Here is a 24571-nt window from a genome sequence, read left to right on the forward strand (position 1 = left end):
CGGCGCCAGCAGAATTATCGGCCGGCGCGGACACGCCAAAGCTCATCTTCGGACCGCACGTTTTCGGGCGTCCGAACCGTCAGGTCCGAATCATAGCCAAACCGCGCCGGCTTGGCTATTCGCGCCTCAGACGCAGCGCTTCACGTAAACCCCGTTCACCAGAACCCTGGTGCAGCGCACGGCGGGAACCGGCTTCCGGACCACGACGGCCGCGTTCGGCCCGGCGCAACCGGCGCGATAGACGCCGCGGGCGCAAACCACCGCATTGGCGTCGGTGGCTTCGAAGGTCATGGTGGCCGCGAAAGCAAGCAGTGCAGAAGCGACGAGCAGCAACGAACGCATGTGGTCCTCCCGGGCTTGTCGTGATCGGAATCGGATATCTGCAATAAATTTGTCGTCGCAGGCGCGCGTGAATTCATGCACGCACGTGATCAATCATGTCGTCCCTTGGGGCGTACGAGAGTTCATCTCGCCGCGAACGGCGCGAGCACGTCCTTGCACGCGGGCGACAGCGAAGCAGCCCTGTTGGAAATGCATTGAATGATGCGGCCACCTCCGGGCGCGACGCCCGCGCAGAGCGTGCGGATGTCGGCGCTGCAGGCCGACCTCACGATGAACAGCTCTTCGCGCGGCAGCAAGGGGCGCAACACGATCACGGCTGGCGCGGCTGCCGGTGCGGCTCCTGCCGCCGGAGCTGCTGCTGCGGGGGCGGCGGGCGCTGCGGCTGCTGTCGTGCCGCCGCCGGCTGCAGCGCTCACGGCCTTCTCGCAGGCGGGTGAGACCTTGGCCTTGTTCTTCTCCAGGCATTCGAGCGCGGGCGCGCCGCCCGGCGGCACGCTGGCGCACACCTTGGGATAGTCGGCGCGGCACGCGCTCTTGACCGCCGCAACCTGCGCGCTGCTCGGCTGCTTGGCGGCAGCGGCCCTCGGCGCCGGCGCGGCAGCGGGCTCTGCCGCGGGGGCGGCATCAGCCTTCGGTGCGGCTGGCGCCGTTTCTGCCTTGGGTGCGGGCTCGGTCTTCGGCGCGGCGGGCGCAGCTTCGGTCTTCGCAGGTTCGACGGCGCGAACCGCGGTTTGGCATCCCGCTGACAGGCTGGACATGTTCTTCGCCAGGCACTGATACGCTTCCACGCCGCCGGGCGTGACGCTCGCGCAGTGCGCGATGAAATCCGAGCGGCATGCGGAGCGGATGGCGCTCTTCTGGGCCTCGGTCGGTGCTTGCGCAGACGCCCCTGTTGCAGTTGCGAAGAGTGCTGCCGCGAGCAACGCCTTGCGCGTCGATGCCTGTTTCAATGTGTTGAACATCTGATGTCCTGCCCCGTCGGTCGATGCCGACGATTCTTAAAATGCAATGCAATCGAAATTATCGCGAGTGACGCCTCGCAGGCAGCATCATTCGCCGCTTTGACCTGTCCTGCAAGTCAATTATGCCGCCGCAATTGCGTCGTCAGAGCTTCACCATGCGCTTGCCGCGGTTCTCGCCCGCGAGCAATCCGATCAGCGCATTCGGCGTATTTTCGAGGCCATCGATGATGTCCTCCTGCACTTTCAGTCTGCCGGATTTGACCCAGGCCTGGAGCTCGGCGAGCGCGCGCTGGCTCTCCTTCATGTAGTCCATCACGATGAAACCCTGCATCACGAGGCGCTTCACCACGATCAGTCCGGGCACGCCGCGCGGGCCGTGGGCGGAGGGCGTGCCGTCATATTGCGAGATCGCGCCGCAGCAGGCGATGCGGCCGTAATTGTTCATCTGCGGCAGGCAGGCTTCAAGAATGTCGCCGCCGACATTGTCGAAATAGACGTCGATGCCCTTGGGCGCCGCTGCGCGCAGCGCCTTGAACACGGCGCCGTCCTTGTAGTCGACGGCTGCATCGAAGCCGAGCTCCGAGGTCAGCCAGTTGCACTTCTCAGTGCCGCCCGCGATGCCGACAACGTGGCATCCCCTAATCTTGGCGATCTGGCCGACGATCGAGCCGACCGAGCCGGCGGCCGCGGAGACCACGACCGTCTCGCCCTCCTTCGGCTTGCCGATCTCCAGCAGGCCGAAGTAAGCGGTGAGGCCGGCGATGCCGAACACGCTGAGCAGATGCGTCATCGGCTCGAGCTTCGGCATTTTGGTGAGATGCTTTGCCGGAACGGCGGCAAATTCCTGCCAGCCGGTGTCGCCAAACACGATGTCGCCTGCTGCAAGGCCCGGCGCCTTCGAGCTGACGACCTCGGCGATGGCGCCGCCGGCCATCACGCTGTTGGCTTCGACGGCGGAGCGATAGGTCGCGCCGTGCATCCAGGCGCGGTTGGCGGCGTCGAGCGAGATGTATCGCACGCGCAGCAAGGCCTCGCCGTCCTTCGGCTCCGGCGGCGCGCTCTCCACCATCTTGAAATGTTCGGGGCCGAGCTTGCCGCTGGGCTTCTCCACCAGAAGGATCTGGCGATTGATGTTGCCGCTCATGGCGTTTCCCTCTTCGCTCGTTTTGATTGATGCAGCTCTCGCAAAGAAAACGTGCAAGCCGCATGTGGTGTGCGTTGCATAAAGGCTAGAGCGCTGTGGTCGATTTCACAACGGGAACATCCGGCCAACGCCGGCACTCGCAAGGCGTGTTGCGTCGTCGTGCACCTGCACCCCAGCACCGGTGCCGCAGCCATTATCTTTCCCCGAACACGCGATCTAGCGCCGCGTCATACGCCGCCTGCACCAGCTCCGGATGCAGCTTGCCCAGCGCTTCCATCATCACACCGGAATTGATCTCGAGCACGCTCCACCTGCCATCCACGTGGACAAGGTCGATCGAGGCGAAAGCGATGCCGATGGCATGCGCAGCATCGATCGCGAGCTTCACGCATGCCGCGCGAACATCGTCCTCCGCCAGCAACACCGGCCTCGCGCCGGCATCGAGATTGTGCCGCCAATCTTTGCCGCGCTGCTTGCTGTAGACCACGAGGGGCGCATCATCGAGCAGCACCACGCGGACCTCGTCCTCGATCGCGACATAGGGCGAGATCACGAGGCCGGCGCTCATGGAAAAAACCTCGCCAACCGCGTGGTCGAGCTCCGCTTCCGTTGCCACCTTGAACACGGCGCGCCCCGAAGTCCCCTCGTTCGGCTTCACCACCACGCCTTGCGGATTCCGCGCGAGCAGCGACAGCATCTTCTCGCGCCAATCGGTGCCGGCGATTTGCGTGCCCAGCTTCGGGTCGAGGAAGAGATGATGGGCAATGCAAGGCACGCCCTCGAGCGCCAGTGCCTCGGCGGTGGCCGATTTGTCGTTGGCGAGGCGGTGCGCGATGGCGCTGTTGAGGCCGATGTCGTAGCCGAAGGCGAAGCGGCGCATCTCGCCCCGGCGCATCGCGATCAACCACCCGCCAGTTCGGACATCGACCGTGATGCCGTGCTCCGCGCAATAACGCCTGATCGCCTGGACGAAGATCCGCTCGCCGCCTGCCATGGTGATTGCCGTCGTTCCTGGCGCGGAAAGCCGCAAAAATGCGGGAAATGGCGCCAAACCGGGGTGAAGATCAGAGCTATTCTTAATGAAATTCTTGCGAGCGCGATGGAAATTAAGTGCTGCCATCGAGCCCCGCGGGGAAAAGAAATTGCCCGTCGCGCGCGCTCGGCAGCAAATTCGTTAATGATGCGCCCAATTCAGCCGAAATGCCGGTTTGATCGGCATCAATTGCATCCGAAACGAGGTTGATTATTGGTCTCAATGGCGTAGATCACACACGCGAAATCCTCCGCCATGGCAAATGGTGCCCGCCCCGCAGTCAGGGGCCGGGCGACGCTGTTGCCCGAAAACCGCAAATATTCGGAATATCGAAAATCATGAGCGCGTTTTACCGAGAGAAGGTTCTTTCCGTCCACCACTGGACCGATACGCTGTTCAGCTTCCGCGCCACGCGCGACACCGGCTTCCGGTTCCAGAACGGCCAGTTCGCCATGATCGGCCTCGAGGTCGATGGCCGCCCCTTGCTGCGCGCCTACAGCATGGCGAGCGCCAACCACGAGGAACAGCTCGAGTTCTTCTCGATCAAGGTCCAGGACGGTCCGCTGACCTCGCGCCTGCAGAAGATCAAGGAAGGCGACACCATCCTGGTCGGCCGCAAGGCGACCGGTACGCTGATCACCGACAATCTGATCCCCGGCAAGCGGCTGATGCTGCTCTCGACCGGCACCGGCCTTGCGCCGTTCGCGAGCCTGATCAAGGACCCCGAGGTCTACGACCAGTTCGACTCGATCGTGCTGGTGCATGGCTGCCGCCAGGTCTCCGAGCTCGCCTATGGCGAGAGACTGGTCGCTTCCTTGCGCGAAGACGAGCTGTTCGGCGAGCTGCTCGCGGACAAACTGATCTACTATCCGACCGTGACGCGCGAGCCGTTCAAGAACCGTGGCCGCATCACCGACCTCATCAGCTCCGAGCAGATCTTCAACGATATCGGCCAAGGTCCGCTCGACATCGAAACCGACCGCATCATGATGTGCGGCAGCCCGGCGATGCTCGAAGAGCTGAAGCAGATGTTCGAAGGCCGCGACTTCGTCGAGGGCAGCGGCAACAAGCCCGGCCATTTCGTGATCGAGAAGGCGTTCGTCGAGCGCTAAGCCGCCTTCGTCCTCAGTTTCGTCCTGGCGAAGGCCAGGACAGGATCCATATCCGCGTGTCGGGTATGGCGGCGCAGCAGCCGCGGGGAACGACGCTGACCGCCCAGGCAGCGAGCTCAGAACATGCCGTTCGGATTGGCTGCATGCTCGGGGATGACCTGCAGCACATCCCAATGTTCAACGATCTTTCCGTCGTCGTCGAGCCGGAAAATATCGATTCCCGCGTAATCGTGGTCTCCCGGCCAGTGCTGGAAGCAATGGAGAACGACGTACTCGTTCTCCGCCATGACCCGCTTTATCTCGACCCGCTTGCCCGGCCACTCGCGAGCCATGCGCTCGAAATAATCGATGAAGCCCTTCTTTCCGGTTTCGACATGCGGATTGTGCTGGATGTACTCCTCGCCAACGAAGCGCGCGATGGCCTCGGCCGGCCGGCACGCGTTGAACATCAGCTCGTAGAAGGCGATCACATTCGCCTTGTTGCGTTCCAGATCGTGCACGATACGCTCCCTTGCGAGATCACTGGCGACCAGGCGCGCTGAATTCAGCCCGGGATACGCGCAGTGACCTTGATCTCGAAGTCGAACCCCGCGAGCCAATTGACGCCGATCGCCGTCCAATTCGGATAAGGCTCTTCCGGAAAGATCTCGCTTTTGACGGTCATGATCGTCGCGAACTGATTTTCCGGATCGGTGTGAAAGGTCGTCACGTCGACGATATCGTCAAGCCCGCATCCACCTGCTTTCAGGGTCGCCTCGAGATTCGCAAATGCCAGGCGGACCTGAGCCTCGAAATCCGGCTCGGGCGAGCCATCGCGGCGGCTGCCGACCTGGCCGGAGACGAACAGGAGATCACCCGATCTGATCGCTGCGGAATAGGCGTGCGACTTATAGAGGTCATGTCGGCCGGCGGGGAAAACAGCATCGCGCTTGGTCATGAGAAGTTCTCCTGTCGTGGAAGCCTTGAAGCGGCCGACAAGTTGAAGGCTGATGTTATGGCCTTTCTCTGGCGGCCCACCGCGTGCTGTGCCATCTCCGGGATCCGTCGCTGATGCTCGAGCGGCTAGCGGCGTCAGGCCGTCGCCGGGGCATCTCTGTTGGCGCTGGAAGCCGGAAACGGGGTGTTTCAGCCCCCGGCGCAAAGCCATTTCGCCCCGCCCCCTCTGTCCATCCCCCTGCTGCACCGCAAAACCCGTCCATCCGGCTGATTGATTTGTCCTGGCCGAATTCGCTAGCCTGAAACAAGGGCCGCGTCATATCCGTATGACAGGCACAGGCGTATCGTACCGCCTCATGCTGGCGGGAGGATTGGGAATCGTGGCCGAGGACAACAAGACGCAGCAAGCTCCGAAACGCCTGCCGCTGGCGGAGGAGGGGATCATGGAAACCCTGCTGCTTCCTTTCTCGCCCCGCTTCATCGTGCTGACGATCTGCGCGGTCGTCACCGCGCTCTTGATCGGCATCGGTCTCGCAGACCGCAAGATCTTCGACATCATGCTGGTGCCGATCCTGATCTTCGGCGCGCTGACGCTGCTGGGGGTGCGCGATCTCCTGCAGAAGAGCCACGCGGTGCTGCGCAACTATCCGATCTCGGCGCATATCCGCTTCCTGCTCGAAGAGATCCGCCCGGAGATGCGGCAATATTTTTTCGAGAGCGAGAAGGACGGCATGCCGTTCTCGCGCGATACCCGCTCGTTGGTCTATCAACGCGCCAAGATGGAGCTCGACAAGCGGCCGTTCGGCACCCAGGAGGATGTCTATCGCGAAGGCTACGAGTGGATGCATCACTCGGTCTCGCCGAAGGCGCATGCCAAGGAAAAATTCCGCGTCCTCATCGGCGGGCCGGATTGCGCAAAACCCTATTCGGCTTCCGTGTTCAACATCTCCGCGATGAGCTTCGGCGCGCTCAGCCCGAACGCCGTGCGGGCGCTCAATGCCGGGGCCAGGAAGGGCGGCTTCGCGCATGACACCGGCGAGGGCGGCGTCAGCCCCTATCACCGCGAGATGGGCGGCGACATCATTTGGGAAATCGGCTCCGGCTATTTCGGCTGCCGTCATCTCGACGGCACCTTCGATCCGGAGGCGTTTGCGCGCGTCGCCGGCGACGAGCAGATCAAGATGGTCGAGCTCAAGGTCAGCCAGGGCGCCAAGCCCGGCCATGGCGGCGTGCTGCCGGCGGCGAAGGTCTCCGAGGAGATCTCCAAGATCCGCGGCGTCGCGATGGGCGAGGATTGCATCTCGCCGGCATCGCACCGCGCGTTCTCCACCCCAGTTGGCATGATGCAGTTCATCGGCGAGATGCGCCGCCTGTCCGGCGGCAAGCCGGCCGGATTCAAGCTGTGCGTCGGTCATCCCTGGGAATTCCTGGCGATCTGCAAGGCAATGATGGAGACCGGGATCTATCCGGATTTCATCGTCGTCGACGGCAACGAGGGCGGCACTGGTGCTGCGCCGCTGGAATTCATGGACCATCTCGGCATGCCGATGCGCGAGGGCGTCAATTTCGTCCACAATGCGCTGGTCGGGATCAATGCGCGCGACCGCATCAAGATCGGCGCTTCCGGCAAGATCGCGACCGCCTTCGACATGGCGCGCGCGATGGCGATCGGCGCCGACTATTGCAACTCGGCGCGCGGCTTCATGTTCTCGCTCGGCTGCATCCAGTCGCTGAGTTGCCACACCGACCGCTGCCCGACCGGGGTTGCGACGCAGGACCCGACGCGGGCGCGCGCGCTCTACGTGCCGCTCAAGATCGACCGCGTGCACAATTATCACCATGCGACGCTGCATTCGCTGACCGAACTGATCGCCGCCGCCGGCCTCGAACATCCGCAGCAGCTGCGCCCGATCCATTTCACCCAGCGCACCTCGACCACGGACGTGCGCTCCTTCGCGCAGCTCTATCCGGCGCTGCGTCCGGGCGAGCTGCTCGAAGGCACCGAAGATCCGCGATTCCGCGACGCCTGGCGGATGGCGCGGGCCGAGACGTTCCAGCCCGCGCTGTGAGCGCCTCGCGCTGCGCCATTGGTCCGGCCCCTACGAAATTCATCGCGAGCAGGGTTGGCGCTTAAGGTTTTGTTCAACTTTGGGTATATGTTATGCCCATGGACGAGCGGCGCGAAAAAGCCAGACATCGCGTGCTGAAGGCCGGAACGATCGAGTTCGGCGGCGGCGCGATCGACTGCACCGTCCGTAACCTCTCCGACACCGGCGCCGCCCTCGACGTCACGACCCCCGTCGGCATTCCCGACCGTTTCACCCTGTTCGTCCAGGCCGACGGCACGCATCGGGCCTGCACCGTGGTCTGGCGCAAGGAAAAGCGGATCGGCGTGAGGTTCGGGTGAGGCGAGGAGTTCAGCCCTGAGCGCGCCCCACAATCTCACGAGGAGAATTCAAGGGACTCACGTCTCACGCCGCCGCCTGCTCGCCCAACCTGCTCGCCAAAATCTTGTCGATCCGACGTCCGTCGAGATCGACCACCTCCATGTGCCAGCCGGCGAAATCGAAGGCGTCGCCGACATTGGGCAGCACGCTGAACTGTTGCAGTACGAGGCCCGCCACCGTGTTGTAGCGATGCGGCGGCAATTCGATGCCGAGCAGCTCACCGAACTCGTCGACCGGCATCCAGCCGGAGATCAGGAGCGAGTCGTCGTCGCGCCTGACATAGGCCGGCTCGGGCGGCCCTTCCTCGGAATGAAAGGCGCCGACGATCGATTCGAGGATATCGGCGGCGGTCACCATGCCTTCGAAGGCGCCGTATTCGTCGTAGACCAGGCCGACATGGACCGGCGCGGCTTTCAGGATGGCCAGCACGTCGCGCGCGTCTGCCGATGCCGGAATGCCGGGCGCCTCGCGCACCAGCGCGCGCAGATCCGGCGTGCGCGCGTGCATATGGGCGACCAGCAGGTCCTTGGCCTGGAGCACGCCGATCGGCTTGTCGCGATCGCCGTCCGAGACGGGAAAGCGCGAATGCGGGCTCTTCGCGATGATGTCGCGAATGGTCTCTGCATTGTCGCTCAGGTCGATCTCGTCGACCTCGGTGCGCGGCGTCATGACGGCGCCCACGGGACGATCGCCGAGCCGCATCACGCCGGCGATCATCTCCTTCTCGCCGGGCTCGAGCACGCCCGCCGTCTCAGCCTCCTTGACGAGGTGATGGATCTCGTCCTCCGAGACCTTCTCCTCGGCGCTGCCGCCGCGACCGAGCAGCGTGAGGATCAGCCTGCCGGAGACGTCGAGCAGGAACACCAGCGGCAGCGAGATTCGCGCCAGCAAATGCATCGCGGGCGCGACCCTGACCGCGATGCTCTCGGGATCGCGCAGCGCCACCTGTTTCGGCACCAGCTCGCCGACGATGAGCGTGGCGTAGGTGATGAGCGTGACGACGAGGCCGACGCCGACGATGTCGGCGATGCCCTTGGAGAGGCCGAACTCGAGCAGCCATTGCGTCAGGCGCTGCCCGAGCGTCGCGCCCGAGAATGCGCCGGAGAGGACGCCGACCAGCGTGATGCCGATCTGGACAGTCGAGAGGAACTTGCCGGGATCGGCGGCTAGCGTCAGCGCCCGCTCGGCGCCGCGGACGCCCTTCGCCGCGAGCAGCGACAGCCGCGCCGGGCGCGACGACACCACGGCGAGCTCGGACATGGAGAGCAAGCCGTTGATGACGATCAGGACGACGACGATGACGAGTTCGACCGAGAGCATTGATGTTCCAGGGGGTAAGCGAGTGTGGCCGCACGGCGGCACTGGTCTGGATATAGGTATCCCAGTGGAAAATGCCGGTCATTGTGTCGCGTTCCGCGCTCCGTAGGAAGCGGTCGGCGGGCGCTGTTCGATCAAACCTGCGACGAGATGGCGCCCCCGCGGAACTACGGGCCTTTGCTTAACGGGCTCTTAGTGGGGGCCGGCTAGTTTTCCCGACATTTGCAGGATGTATTCGGGGACCAGGATGCGGATCGGAAAGCTTTTTGCGCTGTCGATGCTGACGGTGACGGTGTTTGCAATCATCCTCGGCGCTGAGGTGCTCATCCCCCAGACGCGGATCTTCGCGAACCGCTCCGATGCGATCAAGACCGTCGATGCCTTTGGTGCGACGCTGATGGCCAGCCAGCACGTCGCCAGCCTGCGCGCCCCCTATATCGGCCCGATCTTCCAGGAAGCGGCCGCGAGCCAGGCTCAGCTCGAAGCCGCCGCGAAGGCGACGAAAGCCGCCGAGGCGGGCTTCGAGGCCGCAAGGCGCGCCGTCATGGTGCTGGATGACGGTGCAGCGATCAGCGAAAATCTCGACCGTGCCGCGCGGCGGCTGAAGGACATCACCACGGCGGCCGATCGCGCGATGGGCGTCGCTCTGGCTGCGCGCGACAGCGCCGCAACCAAGGGCTTCCTGCCCGGTGTTGCCGAGGTGCTCGCCGCTCTCGAGCCGGTCATGAACCGGCTCGAAGCGAAGGTGATCAATGCCGATTCCTCGCTTGCGGCGCTGCTCAGCCTGGCGCGGACGGCGCAGGATCTGCGGGTGTCCGCCGGCAGCCGGGCCGCCACGCTGTCGCCGGCGCTGTCCGCACGCCGCCCGCTGACGGCGGCCGAATTGTCGCTCATGGATCGCATGCAGGGCCGCGTCGAGGCCAACCGCGAGCGCATCGAGGCCGGCATCGCGCAGCTCGGAAACCCCTCCCGCATCGCGACCGCGCTGAAGGCGGCAAATGAGTCCTATTTCGGATCCGCAGCGGGTGCCGTGGATAAGGAAATTCCCGCAGCCCGGAGTGACGGCAAGTACAGCGCCACCGCCGACGAGCTCGCGAAGGTGATCGTGCCCGCGATCCAGATGTTCTACGGCGTCCGCGACGCCGCGCTGGCGGAAGCAGCCGAGCGCGCTTCGGCTGCGCGCGATGGTGCGCTGGCGATGCTCGCCCTCGCGGGCGTGGTGGTGCTGGCACTGCTCGGCACGCTCGCCGGTGTGACCATGATGCTGCGCAGCCGCGTGGTGACGCCGCTGGCGAAGATCGCCGACGTGATCGGAACGCTTGCCGCCGGACAGCACGAGGTCGAGATTCCCGCGACGGGCCGCAACGAGATCGGCCAGGTCGCGGGCTCGCTCCGCCACTTCAAGGATTCGTTCGCCGCCAAGAAGGCGGCCGACGAGGCCGCCGCGGTCGAAGCCGAGGCGAAGCTCCGCCGCAGCCAGCGCATGGACCAGATCGCGCGCGAGTTCGAAGCCATGATCGGCGACGTGATCAATACCGTGTCGTCGGCATCGTCGGAGCTGGAAGTCTCGGCGGGAACGCTGACGAACACGGCCGATCAATCGGAAAAGGTCACCGCCACCGTCGCGGCCGCCTCCGAGCAGGCCTCCACCAACGTGCAGACCGTTGCGGCCGCTGCGGAGGAGATGGCTTCGTCGGTCGACGAGATCAGCCGCCAGGTGCAGGATTCCGCGCGCATCGCCGGTGAGGCGGTGCAGCAGGCCAGCCGCACCAACGATCATGTCGGCGAGCTCGCCAAGGCGGCGGGCCGGATCGGCGACGTCGTCGAGCTCATCAGCCAGATCGCGGGCCAGACCAATCTTCTGGCCCTCAATGCCACCATCGAGGCGGCGCGCGCCGGCGAGGCCGGTCGCGGCTTCGCCGTCGTCGCCTCCGAGGTCAAGGCGCTCGCCGAACAGACCGCCAAGGCCACCGGCGAGATCAGCCAGCAGATCTCGGGCATCCAGACCGCGACCGAGGATTCCGTCGGCGCCATCAAGTCGATCAGCGACACCATCTCTCGCATGTCGGAGATTGCCTCCGCGATCGCCGCGGCCGTCGAAGAGCAGGGCGCAGCGACGCGCGAGATCTCCCGCAACGTGCAGCAGGCCGCCCGCGGCACCCAGCAGGTCTCCGCCAGCATCGTCGACGTGCAGCGCGGCGCGAGCCAGACCGGATCCGCCTCCGCCAATGTCTTGACCTCGGCGAGGTCGCTGTCCGGCGAGAGCAGCCGCCTCAAGGTCGAGGTCGGCAAATTCCTCGACGCGATCCGCGCGGCGTAGAATTCAGCGATAGCTAACGCTGCCTAGTCCCATTCCGAGGAGTCGGCGATGCTGGCGCCTCCGCCTGACCATTTGATGTTGCGGCAACGGTGCACTCCCTCTCCCGCTTGCGGGAGAGGGTCGGGGAGACGTTGTTTCCGCGCTGGGACAATCCCCGAGCGGAGAAAGCCCTCAGCGGGCCGCGGGACGATGCTTCGCATCGCCCTGGCGCGCCGACCTCTCCCGCGAGCGGGAGAGGTGAACCACGGCCGCACCGCCTCGAGGATCGAACGGTGCTCAGAACTCCCCGTGCAGCCGTCCTGAGAACACAGACACCGGTCCGCGGTCGGCGTTGTAGGCGGGGTTGACGATGAGCTGGTAGTCGCCGGTGAGGGTGAGGTTCTTGTTCAGCGCGTAGGCGTAATAGGTTTCGAGGATGCGCTCGTTGCGGTAGTTGAGCGCGCCGTCGCCGACGAGAACGCCGAGGCCGCCGGCGGCGAGGAAGTCACGATAGTCCTGGGAAATCGCGTTGACGGCGCCGCCGATGCCGATCACGTCGTCGGGCCGGCCCCATTTCGTGCCCTTGATCGACAATCCCGCGGCCAGGCTGCGATGAACGTCGGTGAAGGCCAGCGTTTCGAAACGGCCGTCATTCCAGCTCCAGCGGCCGAACAGGCCGATGTCGTCCGTGATCGCCTGCTCGAGGTTCAGTACATAGCCATATTTCACGCGTCCGCGCCGAGTCTGCGTGATGTCGAGATTGAGTGCGGGATTGTCCAGCGTTTCGCGGAAGCTGCCCATGTTGGCGCTGTCGACCCAACCCATGGTCCGAAGCTTGCCGGGCTGGCCGAGCAGCGAGAAGCGCGTCTCGAGCTCAAGCACGTACTGGCCGCGTTCGCCGACCCTGGTGTCGAAATGATTGGAATTGGATTCCGAGACCATCAGGAAATAGCCGCCGCGCAGCGCCCATTGCTTCTGGTTCAGCTCGGCAGTGACGCCGTAGGTGAGGCCGACCTTGTCGGCGGAATAGTCGAAGGCGCCGGGCGCCCAGATCGACCAGTTCATGAAGTCCCTGCGGGTGTCCTTGGCGTAGGCATTGCCATCGAACACGTCGACCACTGCGAACTTGCCGGCCTGAATCGTGAGGCGCGACACGTCGACTTTCTGGCCCAGCTGCAGCTGCCCGCTCGCAAGCTCCTCCTGCTCGCCGCCAAAACCGAACGTCTGGCGCACGAACAGGCGCGAGGTGTTGTAGTGCGGATAGGGGAAGTTCGACTTCTGCGCTTCGCCGTTCGGGAAGCCGGCAGCGCCGACGGTGTCGTTCAATCCAAATCCCTGGAGCAGCTCGGGATTGTAATAGACCTCGCCGCCGTCCCACAGCCGCGCGTTCAGGAACAGGCTGTTGCTCCATGTCGCTTTCGCCTGCCGCGACGGCGACAGCGAGTTCGGTCCGCTATAGAGCGCGGGGAATGACGGATAGCCTTGCGGCAGGTAGGTGGTCTGGCCGTGGATCTCCCAGCGATCGGATTCCGTGTCGATCAGCGAGCTCTTTGGATCGTAGCTGGGCAGGCCCGGCCAATCGACCTTGCGATTGAGGCCGAGCCTGACCTGCTGGAAGTCGAGCGACGAGGACGAGTATTGCGCCCCCGTGGAGAAGGCGACATTGGCGCCGTCGAAGCGGCTGTAGAGATATTCGAGCCGTGCGCTCCAATGCGGCGCGAAGCCGTATTCGATGCCGGCGCCCGCGATCCAGCCCGGCCGCGTGTTCAGGATTTTCGGGACGTCGGCGCCGGAGGCGGGCGTGTCGAAATAGCGCTCGCCCATCCATGCAAAGCCGCCGGTGGCGTAGACCAGCCACGGGCCACTGGTGTAGCCGACGCGGCCGCGGACACTCGCCGCGTAGTCCCATTGCTGCGTGACGGTGTTGGCGGGTGTCGCCAGGAAGGAGACGATCGAGTTCGAGGTGATGTAGTTGGGAAACGTAAAATCGCCTTCGACGCCGACCAGCCAGCCGGAGTTGAGCCGGTAATTGTAGCCGGCCTGGACGCCGCCGATCATGCCGCTGAAGACGCCATTGTTGCCGATGGCGGTGCCGTCGTTCAATGCGGAATGCGACGAGCCGTGGCTATAACCGGCATGCGCGCCAATATAGAGGCCGGTCCAGTCATAAACCGCCTTCAGCATCGGCGCCTTCAGCGGCAGGTCGGCCGCGTGGCCGGTAGCGGGTAGAGCCAGCACGCCCGTGGCAATCGCCGCCGCCGTTCGCAAGTACCAGTGTCGATGATCTCTCAGCGTCAAACGCACGCCCCCACAACGCGACTTATGTCCCATTCCCCGCAACCGGCATCCCTGCCGATTCGCGGCGATCTTGTCATCAGGTCTTGGTTGGCCCCCGATTGCTTCGGATGATCCAGATCCGATGTGATTTCGTCCAAGTCCTTAAGGCTGCTGCAGACGTTATTGCGAATAATTCGCAATAACAACTGACGCTTGCTACCTCCCGGAATGGTTCGCACCACTGTGTGACGGGACTGCAACAAACTTGCGGGGGCGCAACAGATGACCCCGCCCGGGGGGGGACAGCCGGGCGGGGTCGGGGGGCACGACACGGGGTGGATGAGGCGCCCGTGTCGGACGCAGGATCCACGTGCTAGATCGGCCTCAGGTACTCAGATCAGTAGCAGGTACGAACGCGGCCGACATACTGGCCGAAGGCGTTGTACTGGGCGACCCAGCCGCAGCGGCGATAGCCGTGGTAATAGGGATCGTTGGTGGCGGCGATCGCGGAGCCGACGACGGCGGCAGTGGCGATGCCGGCGCCCACACCCCAGACCCAGGCGGGCTGCTTGGCTTCGGCCGAGGAGGTGGTGGACACGATGCTGCCGGTGACGGCGAGAGTCGCGAGGGCGACGGCGGCAATCTTGGTCTTGATCGACATGTGAAACTCCATCCGGGTTGAGGCGGTCCGTTGTGGCCCGCGTGCCCAATTGGACGGAGGCTCTTCGCGTCCGGTTCGAAGACCGCAAATCCGGCCGTGGAGTCGCGATCTTTTCCGAATGATTCCAGAGAGATGGGAGTTACCCGAGGGGCCCCTTGGCGAGCCTGTTCACGTCGAAGTTATCGACCTCGCCCAGCAGCTCGCAGAACGTCGTGGCGCCCCGGTCGATCAGCTGCTCGCCTTTCTCGGCAACAGCCAATGTCGCGTTGCCGACCGCGCCGCTGGGGTTGAGATCCTGCGCCTGCCAGGCGAACGGCGCGGGCCGCTGCGTCGACAGCCAGCGATATTGCCGCTCCAGCGCGATGCTGCTCGCGGCAAAATCTGCGATCGCATCCAGGCGCACCTGATCGGGATAGCGCGCCAGCATGATCGAGGTCTCGACCGCGCCGCCGTGAATGCCGTGGCGCACTTCCTCGGCTGGGAACAAAGTATCCGCGCCCGATAGCCGCGACCACGATGTCGTCACCACGAACAGCTTTTGGTGCGCGCGCAGATCCTGCGCGATTAGCATCATCGCCGCGCTGTTGCCACCGTGGCTGGTGATGAGGACGAGCTTCCTCACGCCGCGCCGCGCGACGTCCTCGCCGATGGCGGTCCATTTCTTCAGCGCAGTTTCGGTTGGCAGCGTCTGCGTTCCCGGATAGTCGATATGCTCGGTGGAAATCCCGATCCGTTCGACGGGCAGGAAGCTGGCGGGAATGCTCTCGGGCAGCAGCTCGCGCACGCGGGCCAGGTAAGCCTCCGCAATCAGCACGTCGGTCGTCACAGGCAGATGCGGGCCGTGCTGCTCGGTCGCGGCCAGCGGCAGCACGGCGATCCAGCGCGACAGGTCCGCGGCGGCGGCGTCGGCCCAACGGATTTCGTTCCAGTCGCGGGACGGCGTCATCAAGGTTTCTTTGCCCGAATTTGTCACGTAATTTGGGGTTATGAGGGGACGCGGGCCCGACCGGCTCGCGTCCCCATGCGGTTTTATCGCGTTGGCTTGGTATCGGCTAGAAGCGATCGACGGAGTGCACTCATGAGCCCCTCTCATCTGCGGCGAGCGTTAATTGCGGGCCTGACGGCCGCTGTCGTGTCTCTGGCGCCGACGCGGGCCGAGACGCTGGACAAGGTCACGTTCGGCACCAACTGGGTTGCCGAGGCCGAGCATGGCGGCTTCTTCCAGGCCGTCGCCGACGGCACCTACAAGAAATACGGCCTCGACGTCACCATCATCCCCGGCGGTCCCAACGAGAACAACCGGATGCTGCTGATCGCCGGCAAGATCGATTTCTTCATGGCCGCGAATACGCTGATGTCGTTCGATGCGGTGGCCAACAACGTGCCCGTCATCACCATCGCCGCGATCTTCCAGAAGGACCCGCAGGTGATGCTGACGCAGCCCGACGCCAAGGTCGCCAAGATCGAGGACCTCAAGCCGCTGACGCTGTTCGTCTCCAAGGAAGGCATGACCAGCTACTTCCAATGGCTGAAATCCGAGTACGGATTCAGCGAGAAGAACGTCCGCCCCTACAATTTCAATCCGCAGCCCTTCATCGCCAATCCCAAGAGCGCCATGCAGGGCTACGTGACGTCAGAGCCGTTCGCGGTCGAGAAGGCGGCGGGCTTCAAGCCCAACGTGCTGTTGCTCGCCGATTACGGCTTCAACACCTATTCGACCCTGATCGAGACCCGCCGCGAAATCGTCGAGAAGAAGCCCGATCTCGTCCAGCGCTTCGTCGATGCCTCCATGATCGGCTGGTACAATTATATCTATCGCGACAATTCCCCGGGCAATGCCCTGATCAAGAAGCTCAATCCGGAGATGACCGACGATCTGCTCGCCTATTCCGTCGCCAAGATGAAGGAGCACGGCATCGTCGATTCCGGCGATAGCTTGAAGAACGGCATCGGCGCCATGAGCGACGAGCGCTACGCCTCCTTCTTCAACAAGATGGTCAAGGCCGGCGTCGTCAAGGCGGATCTCGATTTCCGCAAATCCTACACGCTGCGCTTCGTCAACAAGGGCGTCGGCGTCGAGCTGCGTCCGAACAAGCCGTAACGCACGGGCGATGTCCGCTGCCCCAACCTCCGCTGCCGTCGAGGCCAGCCTGACGGCGCTCGCCGTCAGCCTGCGCGGCGTGACGAAGACCTATGACAACGGCGTGATGGCGCTCGGCCCGCTCGACCTTGCCGTGCGCAAGGGCGAGTTCATCTCGCTGCTGGGCCCGTCCGGCTGCGGCAAGTCGACGGCGCTGCGGATCGTCGCAAGCCTCGCGGCGCCGTCGTCGGGCACCGTGCGGGTGGCGCATCACGAGGGCGAGATGCAGCCGGGCCACGGCATCGGCTTCGTGTTCCAGGAGCCGACCCTGATGCCCTGGACCAGCGTGCGCGAGAATGTGCGGCTGCCTCTGCGGCTCGGCCGCGTTCCGAAGGCGGAAGCGTGCGAACGTGCCGATGCGGCGCTCGCCAGCGTCGGGCTCGCCGATTTCGCCGAGGCCTATCCGCGCGAGCTGTCCGGCGGCATGAAGATGCGGGTGTCGCTGGCGCGCGCGCTCGTCACCGATCCCGATATCCTGCTGATGGACGAACCGTTCGCCGCGCTTGACGAGATCACGCGCTTCCGCCTCAACAACGATCTGCTCGCGCTGTGGCGCAGCCTCGGCAAGACCGTCATCTTCGTCACCCATTCGGTGTTCGAATCCGTCTACCTGTCGCAGCGCGTCGTGGTGATGACGGGGCGGCCCGGCCGCATCCAGGCCGACCTCCGCATCGAGACGGTCGAGCCGCGCGGCGAGGAGTTTCGCACCTCGACCGCCTATTCCGATTATTGCCGACGCGTGTCGGCCGCGCTGGCGCCGTCATATTCGGGACAGTCGACGCTATGAGCGCGCAAGCCACCGTCACCGCGAAACCGCGAACTGCGCAACGCGCGATGCGCATCGTCCTGCCCGTCATCGTGTTCGCGGCCGGCCTCCTTGCGTGGGAAGCGGTCGTCCGGATCAAGGAGATTCCACCCTACGTGCTGCCGGCGCCCTCCGTCATCGTCCTGACATTGATCAAGGATTGGGCGGTGCTGTCACAATCGCTCGCGACCACGCTCCTGACCGCGCTCGAAGGCTTCATCGCGGCCAGCATCGGCGGCATTGCGCTGGCGCTGCTGTTCAACCAGTCGAAATGGGTGGAATATTCGCTGTTCCCCTATGCCATCGTGCTCCAGGTGACGCCGGTCATCGCGATTGCGCCGCTGCTGCTGATCTATCTGGAGCAGCAGACCGCGGTCGTGGTCTGCGCCTTCATCGTCGCGTTCTTCCCGGTGCTGTCCAACACCACGCTCGGGCTCAATTCGGTCGACCGCAATCTCGCCGGCCTGTTCCAGCTCTATGGTGCATCAAAGCCCCAGACCCTGCGCTTTCTCAAGCTGCCTGCGGCGCTGCCCTACATCCTCGGCGGTTTGCGCATCGCCGGCGGCCTGTCGCTGATCGGCGCGGTCGTGGCCGAGATTGCGGCCGGAACGGCCGGTGCCGGCTCCGGGCTCGCCTATCGGATCGCCGAGTCAGGCTATCGATTGAACATACCCCGCATGTTCGCGGCGCTGCTTCTGTTGTCGCTGGCCGGGATTGTCATCTATGGGGTGCTGGCGCTAGTTTCCCACCTCGTTTTACGGCGCTGGCACGAGAGCGCGCTTGGAAAGGAAAGCTGATGTCTACCGGTTCGATTTCGTCCGAAAAGATCGATCTTTTGATTTATGGACCGGTGCGGCCGATCCTCGACAACGGATTTTCCGACCATTTCGTCGTGCACAAGGCCGAGACCCGCGGTGACCTCGAGCGGCTGACGCCGGCGATCCGCGAGAAGATCCGCGGCGTCGCCGTGACCTATCACACCGTGCGCGCCGACAAGGACTCGCTGTCGCAATTGCCCAAGGTCGAGATGGTGGCGAGCTTCGGCGTCGGCTACGACCACGTCGACGTCAAATATGCAGCCGAGCACAACGTCATCGTCACCAACACGCCTGATGTGCTGACCGAGGAGGTCGCCGACGTCGCGATGGGCCTGTTGATCTCGACTTTGCGCGAATTCATCAAGGCCGACCGCTATGTCCGCTCCGGCCTCTGGCAGACGCAGAACTACCCGCTCAGCGTCGGCTCGCTGCGCGACCGCAAGGTCGGCATCGTCGGCATGGGCCGGATCGGCCAGGCCATCGCGCGCCGGCTCGATGCCTCGCTGGTGCCGGTGGTCTATCACTCGCGCAATCCGTCCAAGGACGTCTCCTACAAGCACTATCCTGACTTGATCGAGATGGCCAAGGCGGTGGACACGCTGATGGTGATCGTCCCCGGCGGCGCCAGCACGAACAAGATGATCAATGCCGACGTGCTCAAGGCGCTCGGTCCGCGCGGCGTACTGATCAACGTGGCGCGCGGCTCGGTGGTGGACGAGCCGGCGCTGGTTCAGGCGCTGAAATCAGGCACCATCCTCGCCGCCGGCCTCGACGTGTTCGCGGCCGAGCCGAACGTGCCGGACGAGCTCAAGACCATGCAGAACGTCGTGCTGCTGCCGCATATCGGCTCGGCCTCGGTGGTGACGCGCAACGCGATGGATCAGCTCGTGGTCGACAATCTCAAGGCCTGGTTCGGCGGCAAGGCCCCGCTGACCCCGGTTGCGGAAACACCATTCAAGGGACGCTGATGAGAGCTCTTCGGGTCGCAGCATCCGCCGTCGCGGCCTCTTTGGCCGCGATCGGCGCCGTCGTGGCCTGCCTGGCCGCGATCGGCATCGCGCATGCGCAGGATGCGGCGGCCCTGAAGAAGCAGATGCCCGGACAGTGGGAGCTCTCGACCACCGAGCGCAGCAAGACCTGCGTTGTCACTCTCAAGGGCGACGCCGCGGGCCAGGGTTTCAAGCTCGAGCTCGAGCCCGCCTGCAAGGCCGCGCTGCCCTTCACCAAGGACATCGTTGCCTGGAGCGTCAGGGGACTCGACATCGTCCGCTTGCAGGACGCTACCGGTGAAGCCGTGATCGACTTCACCGAGGTCGAGGCCGGCATCTTCGAGGGCCTGCGCCAGGGCGAGGGCGTCTACATCCTGCAAGACCTCGCCGCCGCCCGCGCCATGGCCAAGTCGATGGACCAGATGATCGGTGATTGGTCGATGGTGCGCGGCAATGGCCAGCCGGTGTGCGGGCTGACGCTGACCAACACCGAGGCGGGGCCGGACAATTTCCAGGTCTTCCTCAAGCCGAGATGCGACGCGTCGATCGCGCAGTTCAACCCGACGCAATGGCGGCTCGAGCGCGGCCAGATCATCCTGATGTCGAAATCGGGCGATGCTTGGCAGTTCGAGGCCGACGACAACGCGCAATGGCGGCGCGTCCCCGACACCGCCGATCCCCTGATCATGCTGCGTCAATAGGCGGCCCGCCGCTGCCGAACGACGGACGGCACGCGGAACTCGTCGGCAGGGCATTCCGTTGACGGAACAGGCGATTCCGTTGGGAGATCCGGCATGGCCAAGCGCGTCCTCGCGATCGGCATCGAGCCCGGTAATGCGGATTACAGCGCATTCCCGCAGCTCACGCCCGAAAATGTCCGTAGCTACATCGAGGCGCAGCTGCTGCGTTTGCGCGGTCTCGGTTTCGAGGTCACGAGCTGCCTGATCGATCTCGATGCGACCGCCGAGGCTGCCGTCACGGCGGCGCTGCGCGACGAGCGCTTCGACTGCATCGTGATCGGCGCCGGCCTGCGCGAGCAGAAGGAGCGATTGCTGCTGTTCGAGAAAGTGCTCAACCTCGTCCATCGCCTCGCGCCCGATGCTGCGATTTGCTTCAACACCACGCCGGCCGATACCGCCGAAGCCGTGCAGCGCTGGGTCGAGCCATGAGAGTCCGCAAGCGTCAGCGGCATTGCGCCGAACAGCCGTCGGATGCACGTCGGCGTTGACCCGGATCAGTTGACTGTACGCGCATGGACATGATCATCAGCACCAAACCTCTCGGTACCAAGGTACCAAGCGGTGGGACGCGTGCCTGGATCAACCGCATCCCCTGCAGGCTGGCATGCCGTTCTTGCCCACGATGATGTGCTCGTGCACGGCAACTCCCAGCGGCTTTGCGATGTCGATGATGGCTTTCGTCACCTGGATGTCGGCTGCGAGGGTGACGGATCGCCCGATGGATGATTGTGCATGAGCCTGCGGCGTCTATTATCTATTTGAGTTTGCTGTTATTTTAGATTCTGATCGAGCTGTAGGAGGCGGAGACTGGGGCATGTAGTGGGTGATTGTTCGTGATAGTCACGAGAGTTCACGCTCGGTCCTGGCCGCTTCGATTGGAGTCCTTGTTTCAATGCCCGATCTGTCCGTGACATGCATTTCAGTGCGTATCGACGGCTTACGGACACCGCCGAAAGCATCAGCCTGAATGCTCAGGTTTTCCGTTAACGTGTCCTTTCATCGACGGCTTCCTCCAATACGTGCAACGTATCGCGCCGCTCGAACAGTAAAATTAGCTCTCTGACCCGGGCCGATTTGCGGTCGCCGGGAATTTCGTCAATGTCCACGCCCAGGAGAAAGCAAAGGTTCTTAAACTCTTCCATATCGAACGCCGTACACAGCTCATCGAACAATTTCTTACGTTGAGCTATCGAAATACGCGACTTCGTTGCCGCTACCGAAGCAACGGACTTCGGCCACGCCCCCTCCGAGAGGGAAACTGGGCGCGACTCAATGAAGCTTCGCAAGCACGAAGCCGCGGAATACGCTGCGTACTCTTGCCACATGTCATTCTTTTTGCCGTCGGCGAAGTCGCAGATGGCTCGGATCGTCAAGAATCCCACCTTCTTGACAGCGCTGAATGCCGCAGAAGCGACTCCTGCACTCTCCATCTCAATTGCGATGAGATCGCGTTGCAACGACCGAAGCTCTTGGGCAGCCTCGCTTGAAGCAATCACCTTCTCTCCAGAGGCAATTGGTCCGACATGAATTCTCGGCTCGATGGCGCTCGCGCTTTTCCCATCGGGCCTTGAAGGCAAATGTGCGCGCCACGTTGAGTCGGTCAAGTTCAGTATTCCATCCACGAGGATGGGGTCCGCCTGAAATTGCCGAGCTCGATGCTCCTGATGATTGGGTCGAACCTTCGAGAGCTCATAATAGAAAATGGAGTTCGAGGCCACGATATCGCCGAAGCCCTGATCCTTTCTAGAGATTCCACCAGCAATTCCATTCACAAGTACAAATCGCGGCTTCCATTTGTGGATGAGGTCCGATGTCGCATGTGCGGCATCGAGATTTCCCATCGAATGAAGGAGAGTGGCAACAACTCGATACGAGCCGCCGCGTCTTGTTGGAATCGTTCCGCGAAGGTACGTGCGGGTCGAATCCGATGTCGACGAAATCGGTACCAGCTCAGGAAAATAATGCTTAAGCGCAGCCAATTCCTTCCGCAACGCGACGACAACTGCGAAGTCGACTGATTCGTCCTCCACCTGTCGCGAGAGGTCGGTAGCCTGCTTGTCAGTAAGCTCGACAGCAACCGAGCTGAGAAATGCTGCGACGCGGCTCTCATGGCGCCGTTTCATGAGAAGCAACGAATCCGCTGTGTAAGTGGTCGGATCCTGATCGACCAAACGATGATGCGTTGGACATAGGATGATCAAGTTGTCTGCGTCGTTGCGCGACTCTTCGGATTGCGCGGGATCGAATCTCGGCCCCCCGGGAGAGGCCGCACGAATGTGGCAGAGTTCGCCCAGTAATGCGCGAGATTGAGGCTGAACGAGCTGCGTTGTACATCCCGGGAAAGCGCATAGGCCCCCCGAAGAAGCGAACAGAATCTTTATCGAACGATCACTGGGTTGTCGTCGCATAGCACCTCAAGCACGCTCCGCATGCCGTCGCCCCGTAGTCAAGAGATCATAGCCTTCAACGCCCATCAACCGGATACGTGTCGATAAGCCGACACTTTGTGGCTAACGTTGCTATTGAGCAGGCCGTCTAGAGCTGCGCGACATCGAGTAGCCTTCTAACTCTTCTTTGCGGGGGGCATGTTCTTTCCATTTGCATCGTGGAGGCATTCGCGCTTAAGTTGATCATATTGAAGGTCCGTCTTAATTGACATGGCGTACTTCCGCGCGGAAACGCGACGGGGGATGGATGATCGACTCTCTTCGCGTTGCAAAAACAGCAAATTTTCACATTCTTAAGCGGCAGATGAGCAATGCCGCATTGGATGACCTTTTTCGCCAAGTTCGGGCAAGCCAGCCCTCGGCCTCCCAAAACATATTCTACCATCGGCGCGTCCAAGCTGGGCGCGCGCGTTGGTCTGCGATCTCCTTCCTCTATGACCGCTCGCCTTCATTCTTAACCGAAGACGCAGGAATCCGAGAACGAATCTGCGGATTTATTCTTTTGATCGAATATCGCGATCATCTCGCGATTCTTAAATCCAAGCTCGATCTTCCGGCAGGATTTTTCACCCGCTATCTCGGTCGAGTATCAGCCGAACGCGTGGATCGTGCGGTCGCACGGCAGGGAGCGGTGTTCGAAAAGATTCGGCTTCGAAACATGTCGGTCTCCAAGCACGTGATGAGGAGTAAAACGTTCGAAGCCGATGACCTACAAAATGTTGTCGGGCCTGCTGGCGCAAACCGGTATGTGCCCCAGGCGTACGCGGTCCGGTCGGGAACTGACCACTATTCTACAACTCCTAGCACCGGCAGGATAGGGCAGCGGTCTGATCGGGTCGATCACCTCGCACTTGTGGAGTACGCGAAATCTGTAATTGACGAGCTGGTAGGTGGAAGAGCTGCACCTGCCAGCTTTCTCCGTACCTTAGCCCGCGCTATCGATTTGGCGAGTATTGGCGGCACCGCGCGTCCAACAAGTTTTGCCGTCGACGTTGCGGGATTTGTTGATGCGATCCATGTCGATCGCGAAATCAGACTTGTACATGAAGATAGCGGTAGACTCACTCAACTCTCCAAGCATGAAATCGATGCAGCGTTAAATGAGCTCGATCGTGCGTTTAGGGTCAGCGGCGACGGAAAGAGGATGGATATCTTCGACGGTGCTGATTCGGTTGGAGCAATTGCAATCAACCAAGCTCGCGTAGCATTGCGTGACTTGCAATTGCCGATCACTGCCGGCATCGAGGTCGAAAGTACAGAGTATGCTCTCGGTCACGATCCAAATCGGATCTCGCTCCGACGCTACATCGATCGCGAGGATAAGTTCATATTGCTGTTCGACGCCCTCTCTTTAGCTTACATCGACGGGACCTTGTTCCGCGACGAAGGCTTTGTAGATGGTGGCGCAGCCCTGTTGCGCCATTTGCGCTCTGATCCGCTCCTAGACGGAGTGACTGATGAAAAGGGTAACTTTTCGACGCGAAAGGCCACCTTTGATGCTGACTCCACTTTCGGTGTGATCGAAGCGAGTGTTGCGGACGGGGACGATGTGCTTGTGTGCGACGATCTTGGCGACGAATGGGCGGACTATATTGGGCTAAACAACTCCAGCAGCCCGCCTAGAATTACCTTTTATCACGCAAAGCATGGTCCACTATCGCTCGGTGCTGGGCCGTTCCATATCTCCGTGAGCCAAGCAATTAAGAACTTGCAGCGTATGAGCCTTCCGCCGGAATCGATGGAAGCGAAAATTCGTGGTTGGAACAACAAGTATGTAAGCGGTAGCGGAGTCAAAACCCGGATCAAGAGGATTGTCCGAGGCGATGCCGACGAGCTAATGAACGAATTCGCTCAAGTGCGGCTTGCGCCGGATGCAATTCGTCGGGTCTTCATCGTGACCTCTTCGCTGAGCCGCGGTGCTGTTGAAGAGGCGCTAAAGGAAGTCGCAGCCGGCCAAGCGCCAGACCCATACTTCGTTCAGCTCTATTGGCTGTTGATGTCATTCTTCTCGGCGTGTACCGAAATGAACGCACATGGATACGTGATCTGTCAAACTTAGCAGGCGCTGATCACGGAGTCGGTATTCGAAACTGCGATTTGGC

General features: G+C 62.9%; 22 protein-coding genes and 2 pseudogenes. 11 read left to right on the top strand and 13 right to left on the bottom strand.

Translation table 11 applies throughout. The features are described from left to right. Positions 1–126: 126 nt before the first annotated feature. The 4 genes from LPJ38_RS06705 to LPJ38_RS06720 form a co-directional block, all read right to left on the bottom strand. On the bottom strand, positions 127–342 hold the full coding sequence (locus LPJ38_RS06705) for a hypothetical protein (RefSeq protein ID WP_018316432.1): 216 nt from the start codon (positions 340–342) through the stop codon (positions 127–129). Between the two features lie 122 nt (positions 343–464). Then, a complete protein-coding gene (locus tag LPJ38_RS06710) occupies positions 465–1304 on the bottom strand; it encodes a hypothetical protein (protein ID WP_145639082.1) in 840 nt (279 codons plus the stop codon). A gap of 142 nt (positions 1305–1446) precedes the next feature. Then, complete coding sequence (locus LPJ38_RS06715; RefSeq protein ID WP_145639080.1) at positions 1447–2448, bottom strand: NADP-dependent oxidoreductase; 1002 nt, start codon at positions 2446–2448, stop codon at positions 1447–1449. Between the two features lie 193 nt (positions 2449–2641). After that, positions 2642–3442 carry an ATP-grasp domain-containing protein gene (locus LPJ38_RS06720; protein ID WP_145639078.1) on the bottom strand — a complete coding sequence of 267 codons (801 nt, stop codon included), beginning with the start codon at positions 3440–3442 and terminating at the stop codon, positions 2642–2644. 377 nt (positions 3443–3819) lie between these two features. Between LPJ38_RS06720 and LPJ38_RS06725 the strand changes: the two genes are divergently transcribed. Beyond that, positions 3820–4593 carry a ferredoxin--NADP reductase gene (locus LPJ38_RS06725; RefSeq protein WP_145639075.1) on the top strand — a complete coding sequence of 258 codons (774 nt, stop codon included), beginning with the start codon at positions 3820–3822 and terminating at the stop codon, positions 4591–4593. A gap of 116 nt (positions 4594–4709) precedes the next feature. Here the strand turns inward: LPJ38_RS06725 and LPJ38_RS06730 are convergent, their stop codons facing one another. Both LPJ38_RS06730 and LPJ38_RS06735 read right to left on the bottom strand, forming a co-directional pair. Continuing rightward, the gene (locus LPJ38_RS06730) at positions 4710–5093 is read right to left on the bottom strand and encodes a nuclear transport factor 2 family protein (RefSeq protein WP_145639073.1); all 384 of its coding nucleotides are present in this window, start codon (positions 5091–5093) and stop codon (positions 4710–4712) included. A gap of 44 nt (positions 5094–5137) precedes the next feature. Further along, entirely contained in the window at positions 5138–5530 is a 393-nt protein-coding gene (locus LPJ38_RS06735) for a RidA family protein (protein WP_145639340.1), read from the bottom strand. Positions 5531–5909: 379 nt separating this feature from the next. Between LPJ38_RS06735 and LPJ38_RS06740 the strand changes: the two genes are divergently transcribed. After that, positions 5910–7598 (top strand): FMN-binding glutamate synthase family protein, encoded by a 1689-nt coding sequence (locus LPJ38_RS06740; RefSeq protein WP_404438165.1) that lies wholly within the window; start codon positions 5910–5912, stop codon positions 7596–7598. A gap of 98 nt (positions 7599–7696) precedes the next feature. Next, positions 7697–7936, top strand: coding sequence for a PilZ domain-containing protein (locus LPJ38_RS06745; protein WP_145639071.1), 240 nt, complete (start codon positions 7697–7699; stop codon positions 7934–7936). A gap of 64 nt (positions 7937–8000) precedes the next feature. On the opposite strand, the gene LPJ38_RS06750 is transcribed toward LPJ38_RS06745, so the two are convergent. Next, entirely contained in the window at positions 8001–9296 is a 1296-nt protein-coding gene (locus LPJ38_RS06750) for a hemolysin family protein (RefSeq protein WP_145639069.1), read from the bottom strand. Between the two features lie 244 nt (positions 9297–9540). Here LPJ38_RS06750 and LPJ38_RS06755 point away from each other — a divergent pair, with 244 nt between their 5' ends. Further along, the gene (locus LPJ38_RS06755; RefSeq protein WP_145639067.1) at positions 9541–11613 is read left to right on the top strand and encodes a methyl-accepting chemotaxis protein; all 2073 of its coding nucleotides are present in this window, start codon (positions 9541–9543) and stop codon (positions 11611–11613) included. A 276-nt stretch (positions 11614–11889) separates the two neighbouring features. Here the strand turns inward: LPJ38_RS06755 and LPJ38_RS06760 are convergent, their stop codons facing one another. From LPJ38_RS06760 to LPJ38_RS06770, 3 genes are all read right to left on the bottom strand, one after another. Beyond that, the gene (locus tag LPJ38_RS06760; protein ID WP_145639335.1) at positions 11890–13860 is read right to left on the bottom strand and encodes a carbohydrate porin; all 1971 of its coding nucleotides are present in this window, start codon (positions 13858–13860) and stop codon (positions 11890–11892) included. Between the two features lie 406 nt (positions 13861–14266). Continuing rightward, on the bottom strand, positions 14267–14530 hold the full coding sequence (locus LPJ38_RS06765) for a hypothetical protein (RefSeq protein ID WP_167520635.1): 264 nt from the start codon (positions 14528–14530) through the stop codon (positions 14267–14269). 139 nt (positions 14531–14669) lie between these two features. After that, on the bottom strand, positions 14670–15476 hold the full coding sequence (locus LPJ38_RS06770; protein ID WP_145639062.1) for a creatininase family protein: 807 nt from the start codon (positions 15474–15476) through the stop codon (positions 14670–14672). Between the two features lie 132 nt (positions 15477–15608). Between LPJ38_RS06770 and LPJ38_RS06775 the strand changes: the two genes are divergently transcribed. The 6 genes from LPJ38_RS06775 (at position 15609) to LPJ38_RS06800 (ending at position 20451) form a co-directional block, all read left to right on the top strand. Next, entirely contained in the window at positions 15609–16631 is a 1023-nt protein-coding gene (locus LPJ38_RS06775; protein WP_145639060.1) for an ABC transporter substrate-binding protein, read from the top strand. Positions 16632–16641: 10 nt separating this feature from the next. Next, complete coding sequence (locus LPJ38_RS06780) at positions 16642–17457, top strand: ABC transporter ATP-binding protein (RefSeq protein WP_145639058.1); 816 nt, start codon at positions 16642–16644, stop codon at positions 17455–17457. After that, positions 17454–18272 (top strand): ABC transporter permease, encoded by an 819-nt coding sequence (locus tag LPJ38_RS06785; RefSeq protein ID WP_145639056.1) that lies wholly within the window; start codon positions 17454–17456, stop codon positions 18270–18272. The genes LPJ38_RS06780 and LPJ38_RS06785 overlap by 4 nt, the downstream gene beginning before the upstream one ends. After that, complete coding sequence (locus tag LPJ38_RS06790; protein ID WP_145639054.1) at positions 18272–19261, top strand: 2-hydroxyacid dehydrogenase; 990 nt, start codon at positions 18272–18274, stop codon at positions 19259–19261. Before LPJ38_RS06785 ends, LPJ38_RS06790 begins: the two co-directional genes overlap by 1 nt. Beyond that, positions 19261–19983 (top strand): AprI/Inh family metalloprotease inhibitor, encoded by a 723-nt coding sequence (locus LPJ38_RS06795; RefSeq protein WP_145639052.1) that lies wholly within the window; start codon positions 19261–19263, stop codon positions 19981–19983. The genes LPJ38_RS06790 and LPJ38_RS06795 overlap by 1 nt, the downstream gene beginning before the upstream one ends. A gap of 93 nt (positions 19984–20076) precedes the next feature. Then, on the top strand, positions 20077–20451 hold the full coding sequence (locus tag LPJ38_RS06800; protein ID WP_145639050.1) for a hypothetical protein: 375 nt from the start codon (positions 20077–20079) through the stop codon (positions 20449–20451). 148 nt (positions 20452–20599) lie between these two features. On the opposite strand, the pseudogene LPJ38_RS06805 reads toward LPJ38_RS06800, so the two are convergent. The 3 genes and pseudogenes from LPJ38_RS06805 to LPJ38_RS38245 form a co-directional block, all read right to left on the bottom strand. Continuing rightward, positions 20600–20759, bottom strand: a pseudogene (locus LPJ38_RS06805) (JAB domain-containing protein); the annotation flags it as partial. Between the two features lie 246 nt (positions 20760–21005). Then, positions 21006–22145, bottom strand: a complete 1140-nt coding sequence (locus LPJ38_RS06810) for a phosphorylase family protein (RefSeq protein ID WP_223153803.1) — start codon at positions 22143–22145, stop codon at positions 21006–21008. 96 nt (positions 22146–22241) lie between these two features. Further along, a pseudogene (locus LPJ38_RS38245) lies at positions 22242–22430 on the bottom strand (hypothetical protein); the annotation flags it as partial. Between the two features lie 286 nt (positions 22431–22716). Between LPJ38_RS38245 and LPJ38_RS06815 the strand changes: the two are divergent. After that, positions 22717–24528, top strand: coding sequence for a hypothetical protein (locus LPJ38_RS06815; protein WP_011082908.1), 1812 nt, complete (start codon positions 22717–22719; stop codon positions 24526–24528). Positions 24529–24571: the final 43 nt, after the last annotated feature.

It is taken from the genome of Bradyrhizobium daqingense (assembly GCF_021044685.1).
GTDB lineage: Bacteria > Pseudomonadota > Alphaproteobacteria > Rhizobiales > Xanthobacteraceae > Bradyrhizobium > Bradyrhizobium daqingense.

What these genes read in the sequence shown, in the direction of transcription:
- LPJ38_RS06755 (WP_145639067.1), top strand. Translation starts at nt 9,541, where the DNA reads ATGCGGATCGGAAAGCTTTTTGCGCTGTCGATGCTGACGGTGACGGTG.
- LPJ38_RS06795 (WP_145639052.1), top strand. Translation starts at nt 19,261, where the DNA reads ATGAGAGCTCTTCGGGTCGCAGCATCCGCCGTCGCGGCCTCTTTGGCC.
- LPJ38_RS06710 (WP_145639082.1), bottom strand. Translation starts at nt 1,304, where the DNA reads ATGTTCAACACATTGAAACAGGCATCGACGCGCAAGGCGTTGCTCGCG.
- LPJ38_RS06785 (WP_145639056.1), top strand. Translation starts at nt 17,454, where the DNA reads ATGAGCGCGCAAGCCACCGTCACCGCGAAACCGCGAACTGCGCAACGC.
- LPJ38_RS06705 (WP_018316432.1), bottom strand. Translation starts at nt 342, where the DNA reads ATGCGTTCGTTGCTGCTCGTCGCTTCTGCACTGCTTGCTTTCGCGGCC.
- LPJ38_RS06790 (WP_145639054.1), top strand. Translation starts at nt 18,272, where the DNA reads ATGTCTACCGGTTCGATTTCGTCCGAAAAGATCGATCTTTTGATTTAT.
- LPJ38_RS06815 (WP_011082908.1), top strand. Translation starts at nt 22,717, where the DNA reads ATGATCGACTCTCTTCGCGTTGCAAAAACAGCAAATTTTCACATTCTT.
- LPJ38_RS06720 (WP_145639078.1), bottom strand. Translation starts at nt 3,442, where the DNA reads ATGGCAGGCGGCGAGCGGATCTTCGTCCAGGCGATCAGGCGTTATTGC.
- LPJ38_RS06725 (WP_145639075.1), top strand. Translation starts at nt 3,820, where the DNA reads ATGAGCGCGTTTTACCGAGAGAAGGTTCTTTCCGTCCACCACTGGACC.
- LPJ38_RS06750 (WP_145639069.1), bottom strand. Translation starts at nt 9,296, where the DNA reads ATGCTCTCGGTCGAACTCGTCATCGTCGTCGTCCTGATCGTCATCAAC.
- LPJ38_RS06810 (WP_223153803.1), bottom strand. Translation starts at nt 22,145, where the DNA reads ATGAAACGGCGCCATGAGAGCCGCGTCGCAGCATTTCTCAGCTCGGTT.
- LPJ38_RS06715 (WP_145639080.1), bottom strand. Translation starts at nt 2,448, where the DNA reads ATGAGCGGCAACATCAATCGCCAGATCCTTCTGGTGGAGAAGCCCAGC.
- LPJ38_RS06770 (WP_145639062.1), bottom strand. Translation starts at nt 15,476, where the DNA reads ATGACGCCGTCCCGCGACTGGAACGAAATCCGTTGGGCCGACGCCGCC.
- LPJ38_RS06745 (WP_145639071.1), top strand. Translation starts at nt 7,697, where the DNA reads ATGGACGAGCGGCGCGAAAAAGCCAGACATCGCGTGCTGAAGGCCGGA.
- LPJ38_RS06780 (WP_145639058.1), top strand. Translation starts at nt 16,642, where the DNA reads ATGTCCGCTGCCCCAACCTCCGCTGCCGTCGAGGCCAGCCTGACGGCG.
- LPJ38_RS06800 (WP_145639050.1), top strand. Translation starts at nt 20,077, where the DNA reads ATGGCCAAGCGCGTCCTCGCGATCGGCATCGAGCCCGGTAATGCGGAT.
- LPJ38_RS06775 (WP_145639060.1), top strand. Translation starts at nt 15,609, where the DNA reads ATGAGCCCCTCTCATCTGCGGCGAGCGTTAATTGCGGGCCTGACGGCC.
- LPJ38_RS06735 (WP_145639340.1), bottom strand. Translation starts at nt 5,530, where the DNA reads ATGACCAAGCGCGATGCTGTTTTCCCCGCCGGCCGACATGACCTCTAT.
- LPJ38_RS06765 (WP_167520635.1), bottom strand. Translation starts at nt 14,530, where the DNA reads ATGTCGATCAAGACCAAGATTGCCGCCGTCGCCCTCGCGACTCTCGCC.